Source organism: Frankia sp. EI5c (assembly GCF_001636565.1).
Lineage (GTDB): Bacteria > Actinomycetota > Actinomycetes > Frankiales > Frankiaceae > Parafrankia.
In genome coordinates this window covers 38,093-64,244 of the sequence record NZ_LRTK01000004.1, presented here as the reverse complement: position 1 = coordinate 64,244, position 26,152 = coordinate 38,093, and the positions used below count along the sequence as shown (strand labels likewise).

At 74.8% G+C, this 26,152-nt stretch carries 15 protein-coding genes and 7 pseudogenes; 11 read left to right on the top strand and 11 right to left on the bottom strand.

What is annotated here, in order from left to right; all coding sequences use genetic code 11:
* From UG55_RS31130 to UG55_RS01675, 3 genes and pseudogenes are all read left to right on the top strand, one after another.
* Positions 1-158: pseudogene (locus UG55_RS31130) on the top strand (DNA-binding response regulator); the annotation flags it as partial.
* A 21-nt stretch (positions 159-179) separates the two neighbouring features.
* Positions 180-336, top strand: a 157-nt coding sequence (locus UG55_RS31125; protein ID WP_242423588.1) for a response regulator transcription factor, incomplete at its 5' end; no start/stop codon positions are given.
* Between the two features lie 401 nt (positions 337-737).
* Positions 738-2,396, top strand: coding sequence for an AAA family ATPase (locus UG55_RS01675; protein ID WP_066061806.1), 1,659 nt, complete (start codon positions 738-740; stop codon positions 2,394-2,396).
* 646 nt (positions 2,397-3,042) lie between these two features.
* On the opposite strand, the gene UG55_RS01670 is transcribed toward UG55_RS01675, so the two are convergent.
* The 3 genes and pseudogenes from UG55_RS01670 to UG55_RS31120 all read right to left on the bottom strand — a co-directional run.
* Positions 3,043-4,182 (bottom strand): acyl-CoA dehydrogenase family protein, encoded by a 1,140-nt coding sequence (locus tag UG55_RS01670; protein ID WP_242423582.1) that lies wholly within the window; start codon positions 4,180-4,182, stop codon positions 3,043-3,045.
* A gap of 142 nt (positions 4,183-4,324) precedes the next feature.
* Positions 4,325-4,665, bottom strand: a pseudogene (locus UG55_RS01665) (response regulator); the annotation flags it as partial.
* A gap of 1 nt (position 4,666) precedes the next feature.
* Positions 4,667-4,768, bottom strand: a pseudogene (locus UG55_RS31120) (response regulator); the annotation flags it as partial.
* A 391-nt stretch (positions 4,769-5,159) separates the two neighbouring features.
* Between UG55_RS31120 and UG55_RS01660 the strand changes: the two are divergent.
* A complete protein-coding gene (locus UG55_RS01660; protein ID WP_066061772.1) occupies positions 5,160-7,133 on the top strand; it encodes a serine/threonine-protein kinase in 1,974 nt (657 codons plus the stop codon).
* 31 nt (positions 7,134-7,164) lie between these two features.
* Here UG55_RS01660 and UG55_RS31115 read toward each other — a convergent pair.
* Together UG55_RS31115 and UG55_RS31110 are read right to left on the bottom strand one after the other, a co-directional pair.
* A pseudogene (locus tag UG55_RS31115) lies at positions 7,165-7,624 on the bottom strand (homocitrate synthase); the annotation flags it as partial.
* A gap of 1 nt (position 7,625) precedes the next feature.
* Positions 7,626-8,430: pseudogene (locus tag UG55_RS31110) on the bottom strand (homocitrate synthase); the annotation flags it as partial.
* A gap of 1,707 nt (positions 8,431-10,137) precedes the next feature.
* On the opposite strand from UG55_RS31110, the gene UG55_RS29035 reads away from it, so the two are divergent.
* The 3 genes and pseudogenes from UG55_RS29035 to UG55_RS31100 form a co-directional block, all read left to right on the top strand.
* Positions 10,138-10,275, top strand: a complete 138-nt coding sequence (locus tag UG55_RS29035; protein ID WP_157901483.1) for a hypothetical protein — start codon at positions 10,138-10,140, stop codon at positions 10,273-10,275.
* Between the two features lie 140 nt (positions 10,276-10,415).
* A pseudogene (locus UG55_RS31105) lies at positions 10,416-10,785 on the top strand (beta-eliminating lyase-related protein); the annotation flags it as partial.
* 1 nt (position 10,786) lies between these two features.
* The coding region (locus tag UG55_RS31100; RefSeq protein WP_242423581.1) for a beta-eliminating lyase-related protein at positions 10,787-11,417 on the top strand (631 nt) is incomplete at its 5' end.
* Positions 11,418-11,500: 83 nt separating this feature from the next.
* Here the strand turns inward: UG55_RS31100 and UG55_RS01640 are convergent.
* Positions 11,501-12,391: a class II glutamine amidotransferase gene (locus UG55_RS01640; RefSeq protein ID WP_066061764.1), complete on the bottom strand. Its 891-nt coding sequence runs from the start codon at positions 12,389-12,391 to the stop codon at positions 11,501-11,503.
* Positions 12,392-12,677: 286 nt separating this feature from the next.
* Between UG55_RS01640 and UG55_RS01635 the strand changes: the two genes are divergently transcribed.
* The 3 genes from UG55_RS01635 to UG55_RS01625 all read left to right on the top strand — a co-directional run bounded on the left by UG55_RS01635 (position 12,678) and on the right by UG55_RS01625 (position 19,551).
* Positions 12,678-15,044 carry a protein kinase domain-containing protein gene (locus UG55_RS01635; RefSeq protein ID WP_066061761.1) on the top strand — a complete coding sequence of 789 codons (2,367 nt, stop codon included), beginning with the start codon at positions 12,678-12,680 and terminating at the stop codon, positions 15,042-15,044.
* 77 nt (positions 15,045-15,121) lie between these two features.
* On the top strand, positions 15,122-17,296 hold the full coding sequence (locus UG55_RS01630; RefSeq protein ID WP_066061757.1) for a protein kinase domain-containing protein: 2,175 nt from the start codon (positions 15,122-15,124) through the stop codon (positions 17,294-17,296).
* Between the two features lie 11 nt (positions 17,297-17,307).
* Positions 17,308-19,551: a serine/threonine-protein kinase gene (locus UG55_RS01625; protein WP_066061754.1), complete on the top strand. Its 2,244-nt coding sequence runs from the start codon at positions 17,308-17,310 to the stop codon at positions 19,549-19,551.
* 12 nt (positions 19,552-19,563) lie between these two features.
* On the opposite strand, the gene UG55_RS01620 is transcribed toward UG55_RS01625, so the two are convergent.
* The 4 genes and pseudogenes from UG55_RS01620 to UG55_RS01610 all read right to left on the bottom strand — a co-directional run bounded on the left by UG55_RS01620 (position 19,564) and on the right by UG55_RS01610 (position 22,441).
* Positions 19,564-20,349: a Clp protease N-terminal domain-containing protein gene (locus tag UG55_RS01620; RefSeq protein WP_066061751.1), complete on the bottom strand. Its 786-nt coding sequence runs from the start codon at positions 20,347-20,349 to the stop codon at positions 19,564-19,566.
* A gap of 128 nt (positions 20,350-20,477) precedes the next feature.
* A pseudogene (locus UG55_RS31095) lies at positions 20,478-20,864 on the bottom strand (ABC transporter permease); the annotation flags it as partial.
* Position 20,865: 1 nt separating this feature from the next.
* The coding region (locus UG55_RS31090) for an ABC transporter permease (RefSeq protein WP_242423580.1) at positions 20,866-21,356 on the bottom strand (491 nt) is incomplete at its 3' end.
* On the bottom strand, positions 21,356-22,441 hold the full coding sequence (locus UG55_RS01610; RefSeq protein ID WP_396230774.1) for an ATP-binding cassette domain-containing protein: 1,086 nt from the start codon (positions 22,439-22,441) through the stop codon (positions 21,356-21,358). The genes UG55_RS01610 and UG55_RS31090, both read right to left, overlap by 1 nt.
* A gap of 82 nt (positions 22,442-22,523) precedes the next feature.
* Here UG55_RS01610 and UG55_RS01605 point away from each other — a divergent pair, with 82 nt between their 5' ends.
* The gene (locus UG55_RS01605; protein WP_066061745.1) at positions 22,524-23,138 is read left to right on the top strand and encodes a TetR/AcrR family transcriptional regulator; all 615 of its coding nucleotides are present in this window, start codon (positions 22,524-22,526) and stop codon (positions 23,136-23,138) included.
* 1,637 nt (positions 23,139-24,775) lie between these two features.
* Here the strand turns inward: UG55_RS01605 and UG55_RS01595 are convergent.
* Positions 24,776-26,024, bottom strand: a 1,249-nt coding sequence (locus UG55_RS01595; protein ID WP_242423587.1) for an EAL domain-containing protein, incomplete at its 3' end; no start/stop codon positions are given.
* Positions 26,025-26,152 lie beyond the last annotated feature (128 nt).

Genomic DNA, 26,152 nt, shown 5'->3' with positions numbered 1-26,152 from the left:
GGGTATGTGCTGAAGGAGATCCGGGGGAACGATCTCGTCGGGGCGATCCGGACGGTGGCGTCGGGTCAGTCGTTGCTGGCGCCGTCGGTGACGCGGCGGGTGTTGGAGCGGCTGCGGGACGGTCCGCACGAGGACCCGGCGATGGCGACGCTGAACCANCGNGAGCGGGAGATCCTGCNGCTGATCGCGGACGGGTTGACGAACCGGCAGATCGGGACGCGGCTGGGGTTGTCGGAGAAGACGGTGAAGAACTACGTGTCGAGCATCCTGGAGAAGCTCGGCCTGGCCAGCCGCACGCAGGCCGCCGTCTACCTGATGAAACAGGGCGCGGAATAGGCGTCGCCACCGAGTGCCTGGTCGTCTGCGCGCTGCTGGTGGGTACCCGCGCCGCCGTCCGGCTCGCCTGGTGGGCGGTACTGGCACTCGGGCGTGGGCGCCCGCCCGGCTCTCCCGGGCGGGCCGGCCCGAACGTCCCGTGAATACGGGGCGGAGGTCGTGGAAGAGGTGGACCGACAAGTCACCTGACTGGGTGGGACGAATGGAGGATGCTGGCGGGTGCGGGGAAACGGACCAGGGAGGATGATCTCCGCGGCCGGGCCTGCCGATCGATCCCGGCCGCCTATGGCTGTTCCGCCCGCCGGCCACGGTCCCAAGGGAATCGGATTTCCGGTGCCGTCGGTGTGACACGGCAGGTGTGAGACCGAGTGCGCCGTCCCGAACACGGTCTGGAGACGAAGATGTTTCTGCCTGACGATGCTCCTTCGGGGCAGGCCACCGGCCTACGTTCCGCGCCGTCGGTGAACCCGCGGCCCGAAGCGGCCACGGCCGGGCCGGCGGGCCCGGCTGAAACAGCGGGAAAATCCGCTGGCCGGGTTCGGCGCGAGCTGCGGCTGGACAGTCGTGAAACCGTGGAGACCGCGACCGCGGTTGTTTTCCTGACCCAGGACCGTGTCTACAAACTGCGCAAACCCGTCGACCTGGGATTCCTGGACCTCCGTTCCCGCCGGGCGCGGCTGGCGGCCTGTGAGGACGAGGTCCGGCTGAACCGTGGGCTGGCGGCCGACACCTACCTCGGGGTCGCCGATATCCGCGACGAGTCCGGCGTGCTGTGTGATCACATGGTGGTCATGCAGCGGATGCCGGCCGCGCGCCGGCTCAGCACGCTGGTGGCGGCGTCGGCGCGCTCCGCCGGCGGTGGCGTCGACGAGGAGCTCGCCGGCGAGCTGCGCGCTCTCGCCGGCCGGATCGCGGCGTTCCACGAGCGCTGTGAGACCTCGCCCGAGATCACCAGGGACGGTGGCCTCAGTGCCCTGCAGGCGCAGTGGCTCGAGGCGCTCGACCGGCTCGCGCCGTTCCGCGGGCGGCTGCTCGACGTCGCGGCCGTCGACGAGATCGGCCGGCTGGCGCTGCGGTACCTGACCGGGCGCGGGGCGCTGCTCGCGCGGCGGGCGCGGGCCGGGCGGATCCGCGGCGGCCACGGGGACCTGCGGGCCGACGACATCTACTGCCTGCCGGACGGCCCGCGGGTGCTCGGCAGCGTCAGCGCCGACCCGGCGCTGCGCCGGGGTGACGTCCTCGGTGACGCCGCGTCGCTGGCGATGGATCTGGAGCGGCTCGGCGCGCCCGCCGCGGCCAGGACCTTCCTGGACGCCTACCGGGAGGCCGCCGGTGACACCGGCCCCGCGTCGCTGGAGCACCTCTACATCGCCCACCGGGCCGTCACGCGTGCCGGGGACGCCTGCGTGCGGGCCCACCAGGGCGACCCGGACGCCGCCGGGGAGGCGGGCCGGCTGGTCGCCCTCGCGCTGCGGCACCTGCGCTGCGGGCGGGTACGGCTGGTCCTCGTCGGCGGACTTCCGGGTACCGGGAAGTCGACGTTGTCCCGGCAGCTGGCGGACGGTGGCGACGACTGGCTGCTGCTGCGTTCCGACGTGGTCCGCAAGGAACTGGTGGGACTCGCGCCGGAGTCCTCCGCGGCGACGGCCCCCGGCGAGGGGATCTACACCGCGGACGTGACCGAACACAGCTACGCCGAGCTGCTGACCCGCAGCCGGCACGCGCTGGAGCACGGGCGTAGCGTCCTCGCCGACGCCTCCTGGTCTTCGGCCCGGTCCCGCGAACTGGCCGCACGGGTGGCCCGGGACTGCGACGCGGACCTGATCCAGCTGCGCTGCGTGAGCCCGCCGCGGGTCGCCGTGGAGCGGATCGCGGCCCGCGCCGCGGCGGCCGAGGCGGGCCGGGCCGGCGCCGCCGGCACGATCGACCCCTCGGACGCCACCGAGCGGGTCTACTTCGACATGGCCACCCGCACCGACCCCTGGCCCGAGGCACGCGACGTCGACACCTCCGTGTCACCGGCGGAGACCGTCGCCGCCGCGCGGCGCCTGGTCGACTAGCGGAAACCGCGGAAGCCGCGGGGTCGGCGCACGGCGACCCCGCGGCTTCCGCGCGGTCGAGAACCAAGATAGTCAACAATGTTGACGATTCGCCCCGCGCGAAGCGGGTGCCTGGCGCAGCGGAGCGTGCGTGCGTTCGGTGATCTGACGGTGGCGGCCAGCGTTTCGGGTGCCGGCGCGAGTGTGGCGATGCGGCGACTGAAGAGCTCGCTGTGTCTCTTCGGGAAAGGTGTTGACAGCCCCGGTGGTGGAGGGGTTGCAACCCCGGGGGGAGCGGAGACACAACGAGGGCTTCAGTCGCTGTCGGCGCACATTCGCGGACGGGCGGCGCGGGGTGGGTGAGGGCTGTTTCGGGGCCTGTGCGGGCTCTGAAAGCCCTGATGGCGGCGTTGCGGCGAGTTCTGCCCCAATGCGGTGGGCCGGAGGTCGTGCGCCAGCCGGCGGCCGGGCGGCCGAGGTGCCCGCGGGCGAGGTGCGGAACGTCGGAGGGCCGGTGCGGTGGTGCCCCGGTACCGGCCCCGGGCTGTCGCCCGTCGGGCCTCGCGACCCGGCTCGGCACCCGGGGTGCCCCGTCCGATCAGACAGGTCTGTCACCATGGCCCCGGGCTGGCACCCGAACCCCCAACCCTGATCCACGAGAGACCGCCTAGCGGCGCATCAGCAACGGCCCGCCGAAGAGGTGCGCGCCCACCATCTCGAAGTTCGTCGCGGCCAGCGTGATGTGGCGGACCGCGGTGTGGATGTCGCGGAAGCAGCGGTCGAGGTCGTCACCCGAGCGCAACGCGGCCGAGCCCGCCGCCGCGTGCAGCATGCTCACCGCCTGCAGGCAGTTCTCCGCGACGCTCGCCGCCGCGAGCCGGACGACACCGCTGAGCTCCTCGCCGCCGTCCTCCCCGTGGGCGGTCGCCTGCTCCGCCGCGTCCAGCAGGACGAGCTCGCTGGCCCGGACGAGAGCGGTGGCGCGGGCGAACGTGGCCTGCACCGTCGCGCTGGCGGCGAGTGCCTCCGTGGCGCGGGCCGGCACGGTGCGCCCCGCCAGGCCGCGGAACACCTCCAGCGCCTGCTGCGCGATGCCGAGTGCGGTGGACGAGGTGGTGAACGGCGCGAAGTCGTAGTAGGCGATCGCGTAGCCGCGGGATCGGCGCGGGCTCGGCGGGCGGCGCAGTAGTGATCCGTCGACGGAGTGGCTTTCGGGAACCACGACGTTGTCCACGGTGAAACTCCCGCTGCCGGTGGCGCGCAGGCCGAGGGCGAACCAGTCGTCGGTGAAGGAGACCGCGGCCCGGGGGACGCACAGCATGCGGATCGGCGCCGGTCCGCCCCGGGTGCCGCAGGTGAGCCTGGCCGTGCAGACGAGCCAGTCGGCGTGGGTGGCCCCGCTGGCGAACGACCAGCGGCCGCGCACCCGGTACCCGCCCGGAACCGGCACTGCCTCGCCCGTCGGGTTGACCCCGCCGACCACCAGCCCGCGGCTGCCGCAGAACAGCCGGCAGGCCACCTCATGGGGCAGATAGTCGGAGATGCGGCCGATGGCGCCCTGCACCCCCACCTGCCAGGCGGCGGACGGGTCGACGCGCGCGATCGCCTGCAGCACGGCGGAGCCGGTGCGCAGACTGACCCCACCGCCGCCCAGCGCGCGGGAGACCCACATGCGGTGGAACTCCTGGGCGCGCAGCGCGTCGATGACGGCGGTGGAGGTGACACGGTCCCGCTCGGCCTGGGCGCGCTGCTCGGCGAGCAGCCCGCTGACCTTGTCGACCCTGGCCAGCCACGTATCCACATCCACTCTGCGATGGTAAACAGCCACCCGCAGATGCAACGAAGAATAGGAACTTGTTCCGCTTATGCGGATACCTGTGGCCTGCTGGGGGCTCCCGTGCGGCTGCCCGGAACACCGACCTTGGCCCCTTGCGCGGCGCCGCCCAGCGCTACCGGTCCCGGCGTTCGGGAAGGCGGACGAGGGCCAGGTAGAAGTCGTCGATCGCGTGGATCGCGCCGAAGAAGTCGTCGAGCTCACGGGGTTTGCAGACGTAGGCGCTCGCGTGCAGCTCATAGCTGGACGACACGTCGCCCGGCGCGTCGGACGTCGTGAGCACCACGACCGGGATACTGCGCAGCGCCGGATCCTCCTTGATCGCGGCCAGCGTCTGCAGACCGTCCATCCGGGGCATGTTCAGGTCGAGGAGGATCAGGTCCGGCCGGCGGTGGGCGGGATCGCGCAGGTAGGCCATCGCCTCGACGCCGTCGGCGACAGTCGCCACGTCCTGCCNGAGGCCACGGATCAGGAACGCCTCGGTGACCAGCACGGCGTCGCCCGGGTCGTCCTCGGCGAGCAGGACCGAATACGAACGGCTTGGCGCGGCTGCTGCCATCACCGGCATCTCCAAAGTTGTAGGTCGACAGGAGCGTGGGCCGGTGTGTTGGCCGGCCGGCCGGCAGGTTGATTGACGCGCCAGTCGCACACCGATCGTCTCACATCGCCGTAATCCTGGTAAGCCGGCGGGGGCGTGGTGGCCAGCCNGGCGGCCGGCCCGCTGGTGGTGGGACCAGACTCTGTGCGCGAACTCATCGGTTCGGCGTGAACTCCGCGCGCCGCGTGCGCGTTTCGCTGGGTGATGTCGGGTATGCCTGGCCACATCGGGTAGGACCCGACCACATCGGGCATGCCCACGGCTATGGCGACAGGCAACTGCATGCCGCATCTGGGCGTGTGCGGTGGCGATACACGATAATTCCGAGGTGCCGGAGAAGGCGGAGCCATCAATGCGGAACAACCGCCCCGTGGACCAGGGACGTCTGCTCGCCGGCCGGTACCGGCTCGGGCGGGTCCTGGGCAGCGGAGGAGCGGGAATCGTTCGCGAGGGCGAGGACACGCTGTTGCGCCGCCCGGTGGCGATCAAGCAGGTCCGGCTGCCGCCGCCGGCGGTCGACGGCGACGGCAGCGGCACCCGCGAGCGGGACATCACCCGCGAGCGGGTGCTGCGGGAGGCACGGGTGGCCGCGCGGCTGCGCCATCCCGGCCTGGTAGCCGTGTACGACGTGATCGAGGCCGACGACTCGCCCTGGATCGTGATGGAGCTCGTCGAGGGCCGGTCGCTCGCCGAGATCATCCGCGAGTCGGGCCGGCTCGCGCCGGCCGTCGTGGCCCGGCTGGGGGTGAGCCTCGCCTACGCGCTCGAGGCGGCGCACCGCGGCGGAGTCGTGCACCGGGACGTCAAGCCGGGCAACATCCTGGTGACCGAGGACGGGCAGCCCCGGCTCACCGACTTCGGGATCGCCGTCAGCGAGGGCGACCCCGCGCTGACCAGCACCGGCATGGTCGTCGGCTCGCCGGCCTACATACCCCCCGAGCGGGCCCGGGGCGCGCGGGTCGCCGCGCCGGGTGACGTCTGGGGTCTCGGCGCCACGCTGTTCTCCGCGGTCGAGGGCGAGCCGCCCTACGCGGGCGAGGGTGCCCTGGCGACGCTGGCGGCCATCGTCGAGGACCGGCGGCGGCCCTGCGAGCATGCCGGTCCGCTGCGCCCCGTCCTGGACGAGCTGCTCGACCCCGACCCCGGGCGCCGGCCGTCGCTGGCCCGGACGAGGGCCCTGCTGCGCCAGATCGCCGGCAGTGACCCGCATCCGACGAACCTGCTGGACGCGCCGGGCCCCGGCGACGAGGACCCGGAGCCCATCCGCGAACCCGTCCCCACCCACACTCCTGGGTCAGGTTCTGGTTCTGGTTCTGGCCCGGGGACGGGGACGGGCGCCGGGCCGGAGGCCGGGGTGCGGGCGGGCACGCGACCCGCGACGGCTGGAACCGCCGCCGCGTCCGCGACCCCGACTGCGACCCCGACTGGGACCGCGAGCGCGGCCGCGAGCGCCGCCGCTGGTGCCGGGCCTGGCGGCCCTTCGGGCCCCGGGAGGATGTCCGGCCCGCCGTCGGCCGGGTCTCGGTCGTCCGGCGCGGGAGCGAGCCCCGGCGCGGCGGCGCGGCGGCGGAATCCACGGCTGGTGGTGCTGGCCGTGATTGTCGTCATCGCGCTCATCGGGGGCCTGGTGGGCCTCGGGCTGGTGCTGACGGACGGCCCCGCGGGGACGGCCGGAGCGCGGGCGACCCCGGGTGCCACCGGTCCGGCCGCGAGCGCCTCGACACCGGCCTCAACCGGGCTCGCCGGGTCCCCGCCGGGCGCCTCGGCGGACAGTTCCGCGTCGACGGCACCGCCGGCGGCCCCGTCCGCGGCGGCGGACGGCGGCGGCGCCGCTGACCTCGACGAGCTCGGCATCGCGATCCCGAGCACCACCGAACCGGCCCCGGCCCCGGCGGGCCTGCGGACCCAGCGAGGCACGGCCGGCTGGTCGGTCGCGGTGCCGGCCGACTGGCGGCACGCCGCCCCGTCTGCGACACGGGAGATCTTCACCGCCGCAGGCGGCTACCCGGAGCTGCTCGTGGAGACGCGGGCGGTCGCCGGCCCGTCCGCGATCGCCGCCTGGGAGGAACTGGAGGCGGACGTCCGCGAGTCGAGCCCCGGCTACCGGCGCCTGTCCATCCGCCCGACCGACGGCGGAGCCGGCACGACCGCGGCGATCTGGGAGTTCACCTCGGTCTCGCGCGGTCAGACGGTGCGCACCCTGGACTTCGGTGTCGTGCGCAACGGTCACGGCTACGCGCTGCGCTGGCGGGTGCCCGAGGCCCAGTGGCAGGCCAACCAGGAGGTGCTGCGGCAGATCATCGCCAGCTTCCGCCCCGGTCCCTGAGCCCGGCGCGGCTGTCAGGCAGGGGTGGCCGTCAGCCGGGGTTGGCCGGCGGCGGCGCGGGGGCGGCGGCGGTGGAGGGCAGCGGCGGGGTCCGGCGGGTCGCCACCCGCCGGACCAGCGCACGCAGATCATCGCTGCTCGGCGGCCGCTTGTAGGCGGTGGCATGCGCCCGGACGAGACCGACGATCGGTTCGAGGTCCTCCTCCGGGGCGTCGATGCCGTGACGCTCCATGGCGTGCCGCACCGCCGCCCGGCCGCTGTGCTTGCCCAGCACCAGCCGCCGGGACGCCCCGACCTCGGCCGGGTCGAACGGCTCGTAGGTCGCCGGAGCGCGCAGCACCCCATGGACGTGGATGCCGGACTCGTGGTCGAACACGGCCTCCCCGACGACGGCCTTGCCGGCGGGCAGCGGCCGGCGCGCGGCCTGGGCGACCATCCGCGCCAGCGGCCGGAAGGCGGCGGCGTCCAGATCCACCGGGTGTTCGAGCAGGNGCCGCAGCGCCATCGCGACCTCCTCGATCGGCGCGTTGCCCGCCCGTTCACCGAGGCCGGTGACGGTGGTGCTCACCCAGGTGAAACCGGCCTGGACCGCGGCCAGGGTGTTCGCCGTGGCCAGGCCGAAGTCGTCGTGGGCGTGGATCTCCCACGGACCGGGGACCGCGTCCACCAGCGCCCGCAGCCGGCTGTGCAGGGCGAGCGGGTTCGCGACGCCGACGGTGTCGGCCCAGCGGAACCGGGTGACACCGAGCTCGCGCAGCCCGCCGGCCAGGTCGATGACGAAATCGTCGTCCGCGCGGGAGGCGTCCTCGAACCCGACACTGACCCGCAGCCCGCGGTCGGCGGCGGCGCGGACGCTGTCGGCGGCCCGGCGGCGGGCCCAGTCCCTGTCCTTGCCCAGCTTGGTGCGCAGGTGCAGGTCGGAGACCGGGATGGCCACATGCGCCGCCCCGGCCCCGCAGGCGGCGGCGGCGTCGATGTCCCGGCGGTCGGCCCGGCACCAGGCCACCACCTCGGCGCGCGGCACGGCGGCGACGATCCGGCGCAGCACGTGGACCTCGCCCGGACCCATGGCGGGAACCCCGGCCTCGATCTGGTGCACGCCGGCCGCGTCGAGCGCGACGGCGATCGCGATCTTCTCCTCCGCGGTGAACGCGACTCCTGGAGTCTGCTCGCCGTCACGCAGAGTGGTGTCACAGAAGCGGACCAGGCCGCGGGCCGGTTCGGGCCCGGCCGTGGGGCCCTCACCCGGCGGCACGGGTCGCGGCACACTGGGGTGGGACGGCCTGCCACTCATCATGATGGTCACCGGCACTTTCGACGGCTGTGAAATACCCGACGCGGAGGCTGTGTGTTCCCGGTCTCCCTGGCCGGCCGCTAAACGGCGGCGCCCGGGTGCCAGAAGGCCGGAATCGCCAGCGACCCTATGTCGGGCCGATTTCAGAAGCGGGTCGCGAGGTAGCCGGGAGGTTAACAGGACAGTCGCCACGGCGGTGCCAACCTTTTCCGTCAAGATATCTCCTGGAACCGGGAAGAAAAAGCCCGCCCGCCGCCCGCCGCCCGCCGCCCGGTCGGACCCTCCAGGACGGGCGGCACCGGGGCACCGGGGTTCCCGGGTATCCGGGGTACCGCGGGTCGCGGTACCCCGGCCCGGCCCGGCCCCTGGGCGTGCTGCCTAGCCCGGGGGCAGGCTGCCGGCCACGCTGGCGGTGAACGCCGATCTCATGGCCGCCCGGAGTGACTTGGCGAAGAACACCACCACCGAACGCCGCGGGCCGAGGCGGCTCCGGGGGCGCATCCGGTGCCCGAACCGAGGACGGGACGGCCCCGGCTGGTCGCCGGCCCCCGGCCGGTGCCGCCAGGCGCCCGGCACCGGCCCGTGTCGGTGCGGCCGCGCGGATCGGGTGGGCTGCCGCCTGATCGGGGGCCTGGTCCGGTCTGGTCTGGCCCGCCCGGTCGAATCCAGCGGCCCGGTCGAATCCAGCGGCCCGGTCGAATCCAGCCGCCCACCCGCTGGATGCAACGCGTTTCTCGAAAGATAACCCGCTGTACGTGTTCCGTGCGAGTTTCAAGATAGCTGTGTGGGGCGCGTTTCCGGGACGGTCCACTTCACGGACCTTGCTGCATGGTCATCGCGCCACCTTTGTTCACCGGCGTGGCCGGGTGGTGGAACCCGCCAGATCTGCGTACTCCTCCGGACCTGGTCCGGAGAGGGAGAACTGGTGTGACATCTACTTTCTCCGCCTCGGCAGGGCCTCTCGCGCTGGGCGCTGCCGGAGCCGCCGCGGTGCTGCTGGGTACCGGGAGCGCATCCGCGGGTGTCCCACGACCACCCGGTGGCGGGGCGAAACCCGTTCGTCTCGGCGTGGGCTCGGGAGAGCCGACAGCTGACGGCGTGCCGGACGGCTAGGCCGACTCCGTGGATCTCGGCCCGTGCGGGTGCTCGGCCCGTGCGGGCGGCGGCGCGGCGGGTGCGTTTGGTGATCTGACGATGGCGGTCAGCGTTTCGGGCGCGGGCGCGCGAGTGGCGATCGGGCGCCTGAAGGGCTGTTTGTGTCTCCTGTGGAGGCGTCTTGACGACCACGGCGGCGCAGGGGCCGCAACCCCTGCGGGCGAAGGACACACAGAGCTCTTCAGTCGCTGTCGGCGAATCCTCGCCACCCGCGGCCGCGGGGGCGGCTGACGGTGTTGCGGGGTCCGTTGGCGCCCTGAAAGCCCTGGTAGCGCCATTACGGCGGGTCCCACGGGGGGCCGGCGGCCCGGCGGTCGCGCCGCGGCGGGAGCTTCACCGGCCGAGTCGTCCGCGGGCGGGGTCGTGGACGTCGAACGGGTGGGGCGGTGGGGACCCGGTGCCGGCCCGGGACACCCCGCCCGCCGGGCCTCACGGCCGGCCGACGGCCGCGAGATCCCGCTGATCAGACAGCCGTGTCACCCGAGCCCGGCCTGTCACCCGAGCCCGGCCTGGGACGCAGATCCGTCTCGACTACGCCGATGTGAGGCGCCGCAGGTGACGACCACGGCAGAGGCGATCTCGATCCGGGCCGACGACATCGCCGAGGAGCGTCGACCGGGCGTTTCTACCGGCCTGACCGGGCGGCCGGCGGGCCGGACCCATCAGGGCGGGGACTACGGTCGGATGCCGTGAGCACTCCGCCCCCGGTGGTTCCCGCCGGCCCCCGCACCGCCGGGTCCGCCCGCCCAGCCGGATCCGCCGGATCCGCCGGATCCGCCGGCGCCCCGCCTGTCGATCTGCGCAGTGACACCGTCACCCGGCCCACCCCCGGCATGCGCCGGGCGATGGCCGACGCCGAGGTCGGGGACGACGTCTACCGCGAGGACCCGACCGTGCGGGCGCTGGAGGAGCACGTTGCCGACCTGCTCGGGCACGAGGCCGCGTTGTTCGTGCCGAGCGGGACGATGGGCAACTTCTGTGCGCTGCGCGCCGGGGCGCCGGTGGGTACCGAGATCGTCGCCGACACCGAGGCCCACATCGTGACCTACGAGCTGGGGGGGCTCGCCGTGCTGGGCGGAGTGCAGACGCGCACGCTCACCGGCCTGCCCGACACCCTGGAGCTCGCGGCGGTCGAGGCGCAGCTGCGCTCCTTCCCGGACGGGCGCGGCTACAACATGGTCCGCACGAGTGTGCTGGCGGTCGNGAACACCCGGGCCCGGGCCGGTGGCCGGGTGTGGGCCCTGGACCGCCTCGACCAGCTGCGCGCCATCGCCGATCGCGCCGACGTCCTGCTGCACTGTGACGGGGCCCGGCTGTGGAACGCCGCGGTCGCGCTGGAGGTGGAACCGCGCCGCCTGGGTGGCGTCTTCTCGACGCTGTCGGTGTGCCTGTCCAAGGGTTTGGGCGCCCCGGTGGGCTCCCTCGTCGTCGGCGACGTCGACCACGTCGAACGGGCCCGCGTGTGGCGCAAGCGGCTCGGTGGGGGCATGCGTCAGGCCGGGGTGCTCGCCGCGGCCGGGCTGTACGCCGTGCGCCACCATGTCGAGCGGCTCGCCGAGGATCACCGCCGGGCCGGTGAGCTGGCGGCGCTGCTGGCGGCGGCGGCCCCGGGGCGGGTCCGCCCGGAGCTGACCGAGACCAACATGGTGCTCGTCGACGTCCCGGACGCCGTCGCGTTCGCCGGGCGGGCGGCGGCCGGTGGGGTGCTGGTCGGCGCCGCGGGGCCGACGACGGTCAGGATCGTCACCCACCTGGACGTGGACGACAGCGCGATCCGGCTGGCCGGGGAGGTCCTCGTCCCGCTGCTGGCCGAGCTGCCCGCGGTTGGACCCTGATCTTCGCGGTGGGCGGCTGACCCCCTGTGGTCTGCCGCTGATCGTCCGCGGCGGGCGGCTGGGCGTCGGCTGTGGGCTCCCGGTCACCCGCGGGCGGGGTCGGTGTGCTGTGCGGTCTGCGAGGCGGCGGCCTCGGGGCGCAGGTCGGCGAGGCCGAGCTGGTGCGCCGGCGGGTCGGGCAGGGCGATCCAGGTCGTGGTGACCCGCCCCGGAAGCACCCGCACCAGTTCGCCCGGGCGCAGGGCCCGCCAGTCGGGGTGCTCGTCCATCGGCTCGCTGGCGACCACCACCGACGGCACCGCCGCGAGGTCGGCGGAGCGGACGCGGGTGGTTCCCGCGGCGTCGACGTGCTCCAGCGGACGTCCGCCGTGGTGCCCGCCGGCGGCCCGGCGCAGCAGGTAGAGCTGGTTGGTGTCGGGGTAGCGCAGCGCCCACAGCTCCCGCGGGGTGATGAGCACCAGGTTGATGCTGTAGAGCGGCAGGTTCTCGGCCACCCAGCGGGCCGCGGCGGTGAGGCCGCGCCCGATGTCACCGCCGGCGTTCGCGATCTCGGTGGTGATCAGCGCGAAGAAGCGCTCGGAGTCGGTGTCCCCCGTGACGGAGGCCAGCGCGGGGCCGAGGCGGGCCTCCAGCCGGTCCAGGTCCTCGATCACCCCGTTGTGGGCGAACAGTCGGCCCTGCTGGCAGAACGGGTGGGTGTTGGACACGGCGAGCCGTCCGGTGGAGGCGTGGCGCACGTGGGCGACGAAGGTCGTCGAGGTGACGTGCCGGGCTTCGGCGGCGAACTCGTGGTCGGCCCAGGCGGCGAGCGGCTGGCGGAACACCTCCGGTCGGCCGTCGCTGTCGAACGCGCCGAGGCCGGTGCCGTCGGGGTTGCGGTGGCTCTGCTCGTCGAGGCTGTCCGGGGCGTCGAGCAGCCAGAAGGTGGCCCGGGTCCGGGCCGGGGCGCTGGTGAGCCCCAGAAGTCGACACATATCCCTGCCCCCTGCCGGTCGTGGCCGTGGGTGTTGTGTGCCCGCGGACGTGGTGGCTGTACCGGGCCGGGTGCGGGCGGTCGGGGGCCGGGCCGCCGCCGGGCGCGGTGGGCAGCGGGCCGTTCGGTGAGGTGTCCCGGCCGCGACACGGTACGGGTTTCGGTGGTCTTGTGCGCTAACATCCGGCACGCCGGGGGGCGGAAATCGGGCGCGGCGGCCACGGATGGTCATCCGGGTGGCGCCGTCGCGCCGTCGCGTGACGCGACGGTGACCAGGAGGCCGGTCTGTGCCGATCATCGATCGGGCTCGTGTGGCCGCGGCGCTGCCGGGCTACGACCTCGGTCGGGAGCTGGGCGCGGGCGCGTTCGGCCTGGTGGTGGCCGCGCGCCGGGTGGGTCCCGCGGTCGGTGGCGACGATGTCCATGACGTGGCGGTGCGAATCCTCGACCTGGGTGCCGCCGGCGGCCCGCCGCTGCCGGGGCGGGTGGTGGACCCGGCGTCCGACGCGCGGGTCCTGACCCGTCTGGACCACCCGCACCTGTGTCGGCTGCTGGACATCGTCCCGGTCGACGGGCTGCGCCTGCTGGTCGCCGAGCTGCTGCCGGGCGGCACCCTGGCCCGGCAGAGCCTCTCGCCGCCGGCGGCCTGTGCCGTCGCCGTCGCCGTCGCGGACGGGCTGATGCACGCCCACGCCGCCGGCGTGCTGCACCGCGACGTCAAACCCGCCAACATCCTGTTCACCGCGGACGGCCGGCCGAAGCTGACCGACGTGGGCGTGGTGGGCCTGGTGGACGGGACCGCGCTGGCGGGCGGGCGGGTCGTCGGCAGCGCCCAGTACATGGCGCCCGAGCAGATCATCGGCGGGCGCCTGCTGCCGGCCACCGACATCTACTCCCTCGCCGCGACCCTGTACGAGCTGCTGGCCGGAGCGCCGCTGTTCGGGGCCGGGCTGACCGTGCCGGACCTGTTCCTGCACCACTGCGAGGTGGTGGCGCCGCCTCCGCCGGGAGTACCGGCGCCGGTGGCGGCGGTACTGGCCCGGGCACTGGCGAAGGCGCCGGGGGACCGGCACCACAGCGCGGGCCAGTTCGCGATGGAGCTCGCCGCGGCGGCGGCCGCGGGTTACGGGCCGGACTGGCTGGAGCGGGCCGGCGTCCAGTTGCGGGTCGAGGCGGTCCCCGGCGGCCCGCCGGGCGGCGCCGACGATCCGGCGGACCGCACGACCCGGCTGACCGAGCCACCTCCCGAACCGCCGGCGCTGTCCGCAGCGCCGGCCGCCGCGGCCGTCGCGGGTGGGTACGCCACGGGCGGCGGGCAGGCCGTCACCAGCGAGCGGACCACGACCAGCGCGCCGCCCGGTGCCGCCGGTGGAGCCCGGGCCGCCGCCCCGCCAGGCCTCGGCCTGGGTGCCGGTTCCGGAGGCGGCTGCGGGGCCGGACCCGACGCCCGGCCGTGGCGGACCAGGCGGGCCGCGTTGCTGGCCGCGGCCACGGTCACCGCCGCCGGGGTGGCCGCGGCGGCGATGATCCCGCTGGGGGGCAGGGGGAGTGGTCCGGCCAGCGAGGCTGCCGCGGGACTGATGAGCGGCCCCGGCACCGCGGCGCCGGTGGCCCCGGACGGGACGCTGCCCAAGCCGCCGCCCTATCCGGTGGTGGCCATGGCGGGAACGGGCCGGCCCGGAGCCTCCGGCGACGGCGGCCCGGCCGCCCGGGCCGAACTCAACGCGCCGTTCGGCATGGTCGCGGACTGGGCCGGCAACCTCTACGTCGCGGACGCCGGCAACAACCGGGTCCGGCGGATTGCGGCGGACGGCTCCATCGTGACCATCGCCGGCACCGGCACGGAGGGCTTCTCCGGCGACGGGGGCCCCGCGACCGAGGCACAGCTGGGCCGCCCGTCGGCGGTGGCGCTCGACCACGCCGGGAACATCCTCATCGCCGACACGTTCAACCAGCGGATCCGCCGCATCGCCCCGGACGGGACGATCACGACGGTCGCGGGCACCGGCGAGCACGCCTTCGGCGGCGACGGCGGACCGGCCACCGAGGCCGCGCTGTGGTACCCCGGCGGGGTCGCGGTGGACCGCAACGGCACCATCTTCATCGCGGACACGGCCAACAACCGGATCCGGCGGGTCGGCGTCGACGGGATCATCAACACCCTGGTCGGCGGGGACGGGGAGGGGGCGTTCGGCGACGGCGGCCCGGCCTCCGAGGCGCTGCTCGCCTTCCCGATCAGCGTGGCGGTGGACGGTTTCGGCCGGCTCTACATCGCCGACTCCAACAACAACCGGATCCGCCGGGTGGGGCTCGACGGGGTGATCGAGACGGTGGCCGGCAACGGCCGGCCCGGCTACTCCGGCGACGGCGGCCCGGCGACGGCGGCCACCCTGCGGTCGCCGCGGGGCGTGGTGGTCGGCGCCGACGGCAGCATCTACATCACCGACCGCACCAACCGCCGGGTCCGCCGGGTCGACCCCGGCGGAGTGATCACCACCGTTGCGGGGACGGCCCGCCCGGGCCGCGCCGCCGACGTCGACCCGGACGCGATGGGTCCCGACGGGCAGGTCGCGCTGAACACGGCCGGGGACCTGTTCGTCGCCGACCGCCGCCGCCACCTGGTGCTCCACGTGCACCTGAGCGGCGCCGGCTGAGCGGCGCCGGCCGACCGGCGGGCTGACCGGCGCGGGCAGCACCGCGACACCACACAGACGAGGACAGGAGGGCCGCCGTGCCAGTCGTCGACCGCGGCCGCGTGGCCGCCGCGCTACCCGGCTACGGGATCGGCGCCGAGCTGGGGTCGGGCGCCTTCGGCCTCGTGCTCGCCGGCTACCACCAGGAGCTTGACCGCCGGGTCGCGGTCAAGGTGCTGACCAGTCCGGACGCCGCCGCCGAGGCGGGTTTCCGCGCCGAGGCCCGGCTGTTGAGCCGGCTCGACCACCCGCACATCGTGCGGACCTACGACTATGTCGTGCGCGGCGACCTGTGCATGCTGGTGATGGAGATGCTCTCCGGGGGCACCCTCTCCCGGCGCGCGCTGCACCCCGAGGCCGCCTGCGCGGTGGGCCTGGCGATCGCCGACGCGCTGGCGCACGCGCACGCGCACGGCGTGGTGCACCGCGACATCAAACCGGCCAACATCCTGTTCAGCGACTCCGGCCAGCCGAAGATCACCGACTTCGGGATCTCGAAGGTGATGGAGGGTTCGGCGTCGACGGCCAGCCGGGTGGTGGGCACACCGCGTTACATGGCCCCGGAGCAGATCACTGGGGACCGGCTCGGCCCGGCCACCGACCTGTACGCGCTGGGTGTCGTCCTGTACGAGCTGTTCACCGGCACCCGGCTGGCGCCGGCCGCCCTGCCGCTGCCGGCGTTGCTGCGCCACCACACCGAGGTGCCGCCACCGCCGCCGCCGGGCGTGCCCGCCCCCCTGGCCGCGGTGCTCATGCGCTGCCTCGCCAAGCGGCCTGACCAGCGTCATCCCAGCGCGCACGCGTTCGCGCTGGACCTGGCCCGCGCCGCCACCTCGGTGTTCGGGCGGAACTGGCTGGACCGGTCCGGCATCCCGATCCATCTGGGGCTGGACATCCGCGCGGTCACCACCCGGCGCCCGTCCCGCCTGACCGGGCGGCGCCCGCCGGCTGGTGGCGCCGGCCCGGTCACCGCGGGCGCGGGCGCGGTGAGTCCCGGCCGGGCGGGCGGGTCCGAAGGGCGGATCCCGGTGCTGGTGACGGCCCTCGCGGTGGGGCTGGCCCTGGTCATCGGCGGCGGGGTCGGCTGGGCGGCGTGGGGCCGGGCCGACCCGGCGCCACCCACGGCCCCGCCGCCGCCGGCCTGGCAGCCGGTCCTGGCCACGGGCACGATCACCGCCGTGTTCGGCGCCGGCTCGGACGGTTTCTCCGGCGACGGCGGCCCCGCGGCGCAGGCCGAGTTCGACTCGGTCAGTGACCTGACCGTCGACGCCGCGCGCGGCGTCGTCTACGTCGCCGACACCGACAACCACCGGATCCGTCGCATCGACCGCGCCGGGGTGATCACGACGGTGGCCGGGAACGGCACGGCCGGCTTCGCCGGTGACGGGGGGCCGGCGACCGCCGCCGCGCTCGACAGCCCGGCCAGCGTGGCGGTCGCGCCCGACGGCACGCTGTTCATCGCCGACAAGGACAACCACCGGATCCGCCGGGTCAGCGTCGACGGAATCATCACCACCATCGCCGGCCAGGATGCGCCGGGCTTCGCCGGCGAGGTGAGCGACGACGGCCTGCTCTTCGCCGGTGACGACCTGCCGGCGGTGAACGCGAAGCTCGACTACCCCAACACCGTGCTGCTGACGGCGGACGGCAGCCTGCTGATCGCGGACGGGGAGAACAACCGGATCCGCCGCATCAGCCCGGACGGGATCATCAGCACGATCGCCGGCACCGGCGGGAGCGGTTTCACCGGTGACGACGGGCCGGCCACCGCCGCCAGCTTCAGCTACCCGTGCGCGCTGGCCCGCGGGCCCGACGGCAGTCTGTACGTCGTGGACCAGGACAACTACCGCATCCGCCGCATCGACCCCGCCGGGGTGATCACCACCGTCGCCGGCACCGGGCACAAGGGCTTCTCCGGTGACGGCGGGCCCGCGACCAGTGCCGACATCAACACCATCGGCGCCGACGTCGAGGTGGACGCGGCCGGCACCGTCTACCTCTCCGACCCGGGGAACAGCCGGATCCGCCGCATCGGCCCGGACGGGATCATCACCACCCTCGCCGGCACGGGTGTGTCGGAGTACTCAGGCAACGGCGGTCCGGCCCTCGAGGCGGAGCTCGTCTACCCGGGCGGCCTGGCCCTCGACGCGGGCGGGAACCTCTACGTCGGTGACGCGGTCGACGGTCGGGTCCGCGCCGTGCGGGTCCGCTAGGCGGCCGGCCCGTGCCCGCTGTCGACCGTGCCCGCATCGCCCGGGCACTGCCCCGCTACGCCCTCGGTGAGCAGCTCGGCGCCGGCTCCTTCGGTCTCGTCATCGCCGGGCGCCACCTCGACCTCGACCGGCTCGTCGCGATCAAGGTGCTGCCCGCGGCGTCGGTGTCCGGTTTCCGCGGCGAGGCGCGGATGCTCAGCCGGCTCGACCATCCGCACATCGTGCGCGTCCACGACTACGTGGTGCTGGACGATCTGTGCCTGATGGTCATGGAGCTGCTCTCCGGCGGGGCGCTCTCCCAGCACCAGCTGTCGGCCGCGGGCACCCTGGCCGTCGGCGCGGCCGTCGCCGACGCGCTCGCCCACGCCCACGCGGCCGGCGTGCTGCACCGCGACATCAAGCCTGACAACATCCTGTTCACCGGGTCCGGGCAGCCGAAACTGACCGACTTCGGCATCGGGATGATGCTCGACGGTGCGCCGGGACCGACCGGCCAGGTGGTCGGGACGCCGCGGTACATGGCGCCGGAACAGATCGCCGGCGGCCCGGTCGGCCCGCCCGCCGACCTGTACGCGCTCGGCGTCGTCCTGTACGAGCTGGTGTCGGGCCGGCAGGTGTTCGACCCCGGCCTGTCGGTGCCGGAGCTGCTGCGCCACCAGCGCGAGGTCGACCCGCCGGTGCCCGCCGGGGTGCCGGCGGCGGTGTGTGACGTGGTGCTGCGGACGCTGGCGAAGGACCCGGCCGCCCGCCCGGCGGACGCCCGCACCCTCGCCCGTGACCTGGCCGCGGCCGCGGCCGCGGTGTTCGGCCCGGACTGGCCGGCCGGCTCGGGTCTGGTGGTGCATCTTCCCGAGTCCACCGCGCGCCCCCCGGCGCCCGGGGAAGGCCCGGTTCCACGGTTCACGCCGCCGCCCCGGCCCTCGGTGGGCCTCGCGGGCTCGGCCGGGGAAGCCGCCGAGGCCCGGCCCCGCCCCCCCTCCCGGCCGGAGTCCGGGCAGGTGCCTGGGCATGAGGTGTCCGGGCATGAGGTGTCCGGGCGGGAGGTGTCCGGGCCCCAACCGGTTGTGGCGGCGCGGAACCTGTTCGAGGGCACCTCGTACGGAGGCTGGTCCCCGGCCCGGCGCCGCACGGCCGTGGTCGCCGGCGCGGTCGCGGCCTTCCTGCTCGCCGTCGTCGCGCTCGTGCTCATGCGCGAGCTGGGTGACGGCGGGGGCACCGGGGCGGCTGCCGCGGACGGCGGCTCCACCGGTACGCCGACGGCGCCCGCAGCCGGCACGGCCGCGCCACCACTGATCGACACGGTGCGGGCCTGGGCCCTCGCCCCCTCCGGCGGCTTCTACATCGTCGACGGCACCGGTGCCCGGCTGCTGCGCCTGGCACTGGACGGGACGGTGTCGGTCGTGGCGGGCACCGGGGTGGAGGGCTCGACCGGCGACGGCGGCCCGGCGACCGCCGCCCGGCTACGCGGGGTGAATGACCTCGCGGTGGCCCCCGACGGCACCGTGCTGCTGTCCGACGGCGGCAACCAGCGGATCCGCCGGATCGGCGTCGACGGGGTGATCAGGACGGTCGCCGGTGGTGGCTCCGAGCTTCCCGCCGACGGGCGGAGAGCCACCGACGTCTCGCTCGGCTCGGGCGGTCGGGTCGCCTGCGGCCCCGGCGGCGAGCTGGTGCTGGCCCGCGCGGGCCAGATCTACCGGGTCGACCGCGCCGGTGTGCTGCATCTGATCGCCCGCACGCAGGATGTCGGGGCGACGGACAACCCGGCGCGGGGAGAGGAGTCGGTGCCGGTCATCGCCGCCAGCATCGGCGACCTCGAGGTGGGCGGAGGCCGCGTCTACGTCGCCGACTTCACCACCGACCGGATCAGGGTGCTGGAGCCGGACGGCACGCCGCGCACGCTGGCCGGCGGCGGTCCGCAGGGGCAGCTCGGCGACGGGGGTCCGGCTACCGCGGCCGGGCTGAACCTGTCGAGCGAGCCGTCGACGCTCGCGCTCGACCCGACGGGGAACCTCTACTTCGCCGAACCGGTGCCCAACCGGGTGCGCCGGGTCGACGCCCGCGGGGTGATCACCACCGTTGCCGGCACGGGGGAGATCGGCTCGGGCGGGAACGGCGGTCCGGCGACCGCCGCCCGGCTGTGGAGCCCCGCGCGGGTCGCCCTCGACACCTCCGGTGTTCTCTTCATCGGCGAGACCGGGACGTCGATCCGCCGGGTGGGCCCCGACGGGGTGATCACCAGCGTCCTGGACTAGTGCCGCCCCGACTCACCGCGCGGGCGGCGGGGCGTCGGCGCCGGCCGGGTCGGTCGTGGGCGCGGCGGTCGTGGAGACGATGGACATCAGCTGGCGGAGGTTGGACTCCGCGGCGGTCTTGGTGAGGCCCAGGGTGGCCAGCGGGCCGGCGCCGTCCTCCAGCTCCAGCAGGGCCAGCAGGAGGTGTTCGGTGCCGACGAAGTCGTGGCCCAGGCGCAGGGCCTCCCGGAAGGTGAGCTCCAGGGCCTTCTTCGCCCGGGCGTCGAACGGCACGAGGTCGGGGACCTCCTCCACTCGGGGCGGCAGGGCGGCGGTCATGGCCGCGCGGACGGCGTCGAGGGTGACGTGCTGGGCGGTGATCGTGGCCGGGCCCAGCCCGTGGCGGTCGCTGATCAGGCCGAGCATGAGGTGCTCCGGGGTGATCTCGCTGTTGCCGGCCGCCTGGGCCTCGTTCTGGGCGGCGATGACGGCGTTGCGGGCGCGTGGGGTGTAGCGGCCGAAACCCTGCGCCGCGTCGAGGCTGGCGAGCTCGCCGGGCTCCCTGGGCACGAACCGCTTCTGCGCGGCCTGCTTGCTGACTCCCATGCTGCGGCCGATCTCCGTCCAGGACGCGCCGGAGCGGCGGGCCTGGTCGACGAAGTGGCCGATCAGGTGGTCGGCCACGTCACCGAGGTGGTCGGCGGCCAGCACGGCGCCGGCGAGCTGGTCGAGGGCGTCGGTGTGGACGTGCTTGATCGCGGCGATCAGGTCGTCCAGGCGGACGCTGTAGGTGAGGGGGAGGGGATCGGGGTTCGTCATGGCGTCAACTCTAGGTTGACGACTGGGAATCGTCAACCATGGGTTGACGCTGACGCTGACGCTGACGCTGACGCCGACGGGTGCCGGCGCCGGGACGGGAGCCCGACGCCGGCGTGGGCCGGCGGGGTTCAGCCGGTGGTGCGGCGCCGGTACAGCCTGACCGCCAGCGGCGCGCACACCGCGATGATCGCCGCTGACCACAGCAGCGCGGCCACCACCGGATGCTGCATCGGCCAGGCGCCGGCGGCCGCCGACGGATTGGGATTGCCGAACAGCTCGCGCGCGGCGGCGGTCACCGCGCTCACCGGGTTCCACTCGGCGATCGCCCGCACCACGGCCGGCATGCCCGCGGTGGGGACCATCGCGTTCGACACGATCGCCAGCGGGAACAGCACGACCAGCCCGATCGACTGGGCGCTCTCCGGGCCCTGGCTGACCATGCCCAGGCAGGCCGTCGCCCACGCCAGCGCGTAGCTGAACAGCAGCGGGATCGCGAGCGCGGCGACGAACCGCCCNGGCGAGGTGTCCGGGCGCCAGCCGACCGCCAGCCCCGTCAGCAACACGATCGACAGGCAGACGCCGGCCGCGAGCAGGTCGGACAGCGAACGGCTGACCAGCACGGCCGCCCGCCACATCGGCAGGGTGCGGAACCGTTCGACGACCCCGGTGCCCAGGTCGTTGCTCAACCCGACCGCCGTGCCCATCGCCGAGGTCGTCAGGTTCAGGGAGACCAGCCCGGCGATCGCGAAGTCGGCGTAGTCGCCCCCGGCGACGCGCACGCCGCTGCCGAGGACATAGATGAACAGCAGGGTGAACAGCACCGGCTGGACGGTGATGTCGGACAGCTGCAACGGCTCGCGCGCGATGTGCAGCAGGTTGCGCCAGGTCAGCACCCCGACGTCGCGGGCCGCCCGGCCGAGCGGGCCGGCGGAGCGGGCGGCCGCGGCCGGGCTCCCGGAGGCCGGGGGCCGGGTGGACGGGTGGAGGGCCGCCGTGAGCTCGGACATCACGCCACTCCCATCGCGTCGCCGGCCGGCTCCGGCCGCGCGCAGCGCCGTGGGTGGTCGGGGTGGTCGGCGTGGCCAGGCTGGGCGGGTAGGTCGGGCCGGTCGGGCCGGTCTGCTCGCCCGGTGGGCGGGGCGGCCGCCGTCCCGGTGAGCGCGAAGAAGACGTCGTCGAGGGACGGCGCGTGCACGACCAGGTCGTCGACGCGCGCGCCGACCGCGTCGAGCGCGCGGATGACCTCGGTGGCCACCCCCGATCCGGCGCGGACGGCGGCGCGCAGCCGCCGGCCGTCCCCCTCGGTGTCGACCCGTCCGTCGAGCAGGGGCGCGAGGGCCGCGGCGGCGTCGGGGTGCGCCGCGCTGAGAGTGACCTCCAGGCGGTGCCCGCCGACCATGTCCTTGAGCTCGCGGGCGGTACCCCGGGCCGCGATCCGGCCGTGGTCGATCACCACGATGTGGTCGGCCAGCGCGTCGGCCTCCTCCAGGTACTGGGTCGTCAGCAGTACCGTCGTTCCGGTGGCCACCAGGTCGCGCACGATCTCCCACATCCGCGCCCGGCTCGCCGGGTCCAGCCCGGTCGTCGGTTCGTCGAGGAACAGCACCGCCGGTCGGGCGACGAGGCTCGCGGCCAGGTCCAGCCGGCGGCGCATGCCGCCCGAGTACCCCTTCAGGACGCGGTCGGCGGCGTGGGCGAGCTCGAAGCGTTCCAGCAGCTCGGTGGCGCGGGCGTCGGCGTCCCGCCGGCGCAGGCCGCTCAGCGCGGCTGTCATCCGCAGGTTCTGCCGGCCGGTGAGTGCCTCGTCAAGGGTGGCGTCCTGCGCGGTCACGCCGATGCGGCGGCGGACGTCGCCGGCCTGGGTGGCCACGTCGAACCCGGCGACCCGGGCGCTGCCGGAGTCCGGCCGCGCCAGCGTGGTGAGGATGCGCACGGCGGTGCTCTTGCCCGCCCCGTTCGGGCCGAGAACGCCGAGCACCGTGCCCGCGGGAACGCTCAGGTTGATCCCGGCCAGCGCCTGGGTCTCGCCATAGCGTTTCGAGAGGCTGCTGGCCTCGATCATGAACTTGTCCACGCCCGTCTCTCCGCCCATTTGGTAACTTGCCGACAGGTAAGTTTGCTTACCTGTCGCAAGGTAAGCAACATCAGGTCCTGCCGTCAAGTAGGTTCAGATCATGCCCAGACCGCCCGCACCCGTCGCGGGGGAGAAGAGCACCCGGGAACGGATCCTCGACGTGGCCCTGGAGCTGTTCACCCACGCCGGCTACGAGGCGGTGTCGCTGCGCGAGATCGCGGAGCGGATGAACTTCACCAAGGCGGCGCTGTACTACCACTTCTCCAGCAAGGACGACATCCTGCTGGCGCTGCACCTGCGCCTGCACGACCTGGGCCGGGCCGGGTTCGAGGACCTGGAGGCCGACCTCGCCAGCCCCGACCGCTGGCCGGGCATGCTCGACCTGATCGTCGGCACGCTGCTGGCGAACCGCACGCTGTTCCTGTTCCACATGCGCAACCACACCGCGATCCAGCGGCTCCAGCCCCACCACGGCAACGACGAACACGCGGACCTGCAGGAGCGGTTCCAGCGGGTGCTGGCCGACGAGAACATCCCACTCGAGCTGCGGGTGCGGCTGGCCTGCGCGCTGGGCGCGATCGCCGGCGGGTTCGTGCTCGGCGGCGAGGTCTTCGCCGGTGTCAGCGACGACGACCTGGGCCGCCTGGTACGCACCGCCGTCGGCGACCTGATGGCGCCCGCCGCCGACACCGCGGCCTCGATCCGCCGCCCCTGAGCGCCCGCCGGCGGGCGGTGTCCCGCCGCGGGGCCGTCTGTCATGATCGTACGGTGACCTCACCGCGACAGTGGGCGGCGGCCACCCGCCGGACCTTCCTGGACGCCACCTGGCGACTGGCCGCGTCCGGCGCGGCGGCGACCGCCGCCGGCGGACTCGCCGGCGGCTGTGACAGCTCCCCGGCGGCGGGCGGTGGGCCGGCCGCCACGGCCGGCGGCGCCCTCGACCAGCCCCGCCGGCCGCCCCTCACGGGAACACCGGGCCCCGTGCGGGCCGAGGATCTCGTCGACGCCGACACTCTGTGGGGCTGGGTCGAGCGGATGACCGCCGCCGGCCCACGGTTCACCGGCTCGGCGGCGCACCGCCGCTACCTCGACGACCTCGAACGGCAGCTGCGCGGTCACGGTCTCACCGTCACCCGCTACCCGACCCGGCTCGACCAGTGGATCGCCCGCTCCTGGTCACTGCGGGTCACCGACTCCGCCGGTGTGACCCACGACATCCCGGTGGCCTCGTATCGGCCGCACGCCGGTGAGACCGGCCCGGCCGGGGTGAGCGGCCCGCTGGTCGACCTCGGCGCGGGCGACGACGAGGCCTACCGCGCCGCCGGCGGTGCGGGCGCGGGCGGTGGCCTCACCGGGGCCGTCGTCCTCGTCGACGCGCCCGTGGCCCGGCTGCAGGCCTCCGTCCTCACCGACCTGGCCTACTCGGTGCACCCGCCGTCGGCCCGCGCCGAGTTCGCCGCGGAGGACTACTCCCGGGTCTGGCTGGGCGTGCCCGCGCCGCCCGACCCGGCCGTCGCGCTGTCCCACGGGGCCGTGGCGATGATCGAGGCCGGTGACCAGTCCCCGGCACTGGCGGCCGGCCAGTACACCCCGCACCAGCAGGAGCACGTGGGCCTGCCCGCGCTGCGGCTGGACCGGGAGCAGGCAGCCCGCCTGCGCACGCTGCTCGCCCGCGGCCCGGCGCGCGCCACCGTCGTCCTGACCGCGGACCGCGAGCGCACCACCGTGGACTACCTGCTCGCCCGGCTGCCGGGCGCGTCACCGCGGGCCGTCCTGGTCGGCACCCATACCGACGGGCAGAACGCCGTGGAGGAGAACGGCNGCCCGGCACTGCTCGCGCTCGCGGAGTACCTCAGCCGCTACCCGGCCGCCGCCCGGCCCCGGGACCTGCTGTTCCTGTTCTCCCCGAACCACATGACCGCCGACGTGGCCACGGAGAAACCGGACGCCTGGCTACGGGAACACCCCGAGATCACGTCCACCGTCGACATGGCGCTCGTCGCCGAGCACCTGGGCACGCTGGGCTGGGACGACCAGGGAGGCACCGGCCCCTACCGACCGACGGGGCGCGCCGAGCCGGTCGCCGTCGCCGTCGGCCACAGCGACACGCTGCGTGGCCTCGCCGAGGACGAGCTGCGAGCCGACGGGGTGATCCGCGCCGGCGTGCAGAAGCCGTTCCAGAACGGGCTCTACGGGGAGGGCACGTTCCCCTACCGGCTGGGTATCCCCACCATCGCCCTGATCACCGGGCCCACCTACCTGCTGCAGGTCAGCGAGGGCGACAGCCTCGACAAGCTGGACCGCGGCCTGCTGCACCGCCAGACGCTCCTGCTCGCCCGCCTGCTCACCCGNATGATGGACCTGCCCAGCGGCCCGCCGCCGTGACCTCGATGCCTTTCTCGACCTCGGACCCTCCCGCTTCGGCCCTTCCGGCTCCGGCGGCCCCGGCTCCGGCGGTCCCGAGTCCGGCGGCCCCGAGTCCGGCGGCCCCGACCCGGGAGCAGGCCGCCCGCAGGGTGCGCGCCGGCCGGCCGAGCAGGTAGCCCTGCCCGTAGCCGATCCCGGCCTCGGTCGCGGCCCGTAGCTCGCCGGCGGTCTCGATGCCCTCAGCGATCACCTGGCTGCCGATCTCCTCTGCGACGCGGACGATCGCGGCCGCCACCGCGCGCCGGGCGGCGTCGACGTCCATCGAGTGGGTGATGACGTAGTCGATCTTGACGATGTCCGGACGCAGCTGGAGGAGCTGTTCCAGACCCGCGTAGCCGGTGCCGATGTCGTCCACCGCGATCCGGGCGCCCCGTTCGCGCAGCGTCCGCACCCCCCGCATGACCACCGGGTCGGAGCCGAAGCGCTCGTGCTCGGTGAGCTCGACGATCACCCGGTCGCAGGCCCCGAACGACCTGAGCAGCCCCAGCAGGCCCGACGTGATCGTCGCCGGTGCGGCGTTCACCGACAGCATGACCGACGGCGGGAGGTCGGGCAGCACGGAGAGGGCGTGGCGGATGGCCGCGAGTTCCAGCTCGGTGCCCAGCCCCACCTGCTCGGCGACCCGGTACCAGCCCTCGGGCCCGCGGTCCGACCCGGGGAACCGGGACAGCGCCTCCACACCGGCGATGCCGCCGTCGGCGAGGCTCACCACCGGCTGGAACACGATCTCGGGGCCGCCGGCGTCGATCAGGTCGCTGACGAGCCGCGAGACCCGGCTCCGCGACTCCCACACCCGGCGCAGGTCGATCACCGCGTCGCTGAGGAACGCCGCCAGCAGGTCGACGAAGCGACCGTCACGGGGCCGCAGCCGCGGACGGGGCTCGTGCCCGAAGCAGCCGACCAGGCCGTACACCTCGTCGTCGGTGTCGAAGACGAGGGCGGCGGCGTACGAGCCGACCCCGAGCTCGCGCACCATGCCGGCCCGCGACGTCCGCCGGTCGGCATGGGCGTCCGGGATGATGATCGGCTGGTCGTGCGCGAGCACCTGCGGGTACAGCGCGGCCTCGCGGCGGATCGTGCTGCCCGGCAGCACGTCGAACGACGCGGCGTCACCATCGAAGACCTGCAGGACCAGCCATTCCTCGTCGAGGCGGCCCAGGAAGGCGAGATCCATGGCGAGGTGCCGGCGCAGCACCCCGAGCAGGTCCGTCACCGCCNGGTCGGTGGTGACCGAATCACCGGGCGGGTTCGGCGGTCGCCATGGTCCCAGAGGCATGGCACGGCTCCCTCACTCCGGCACCC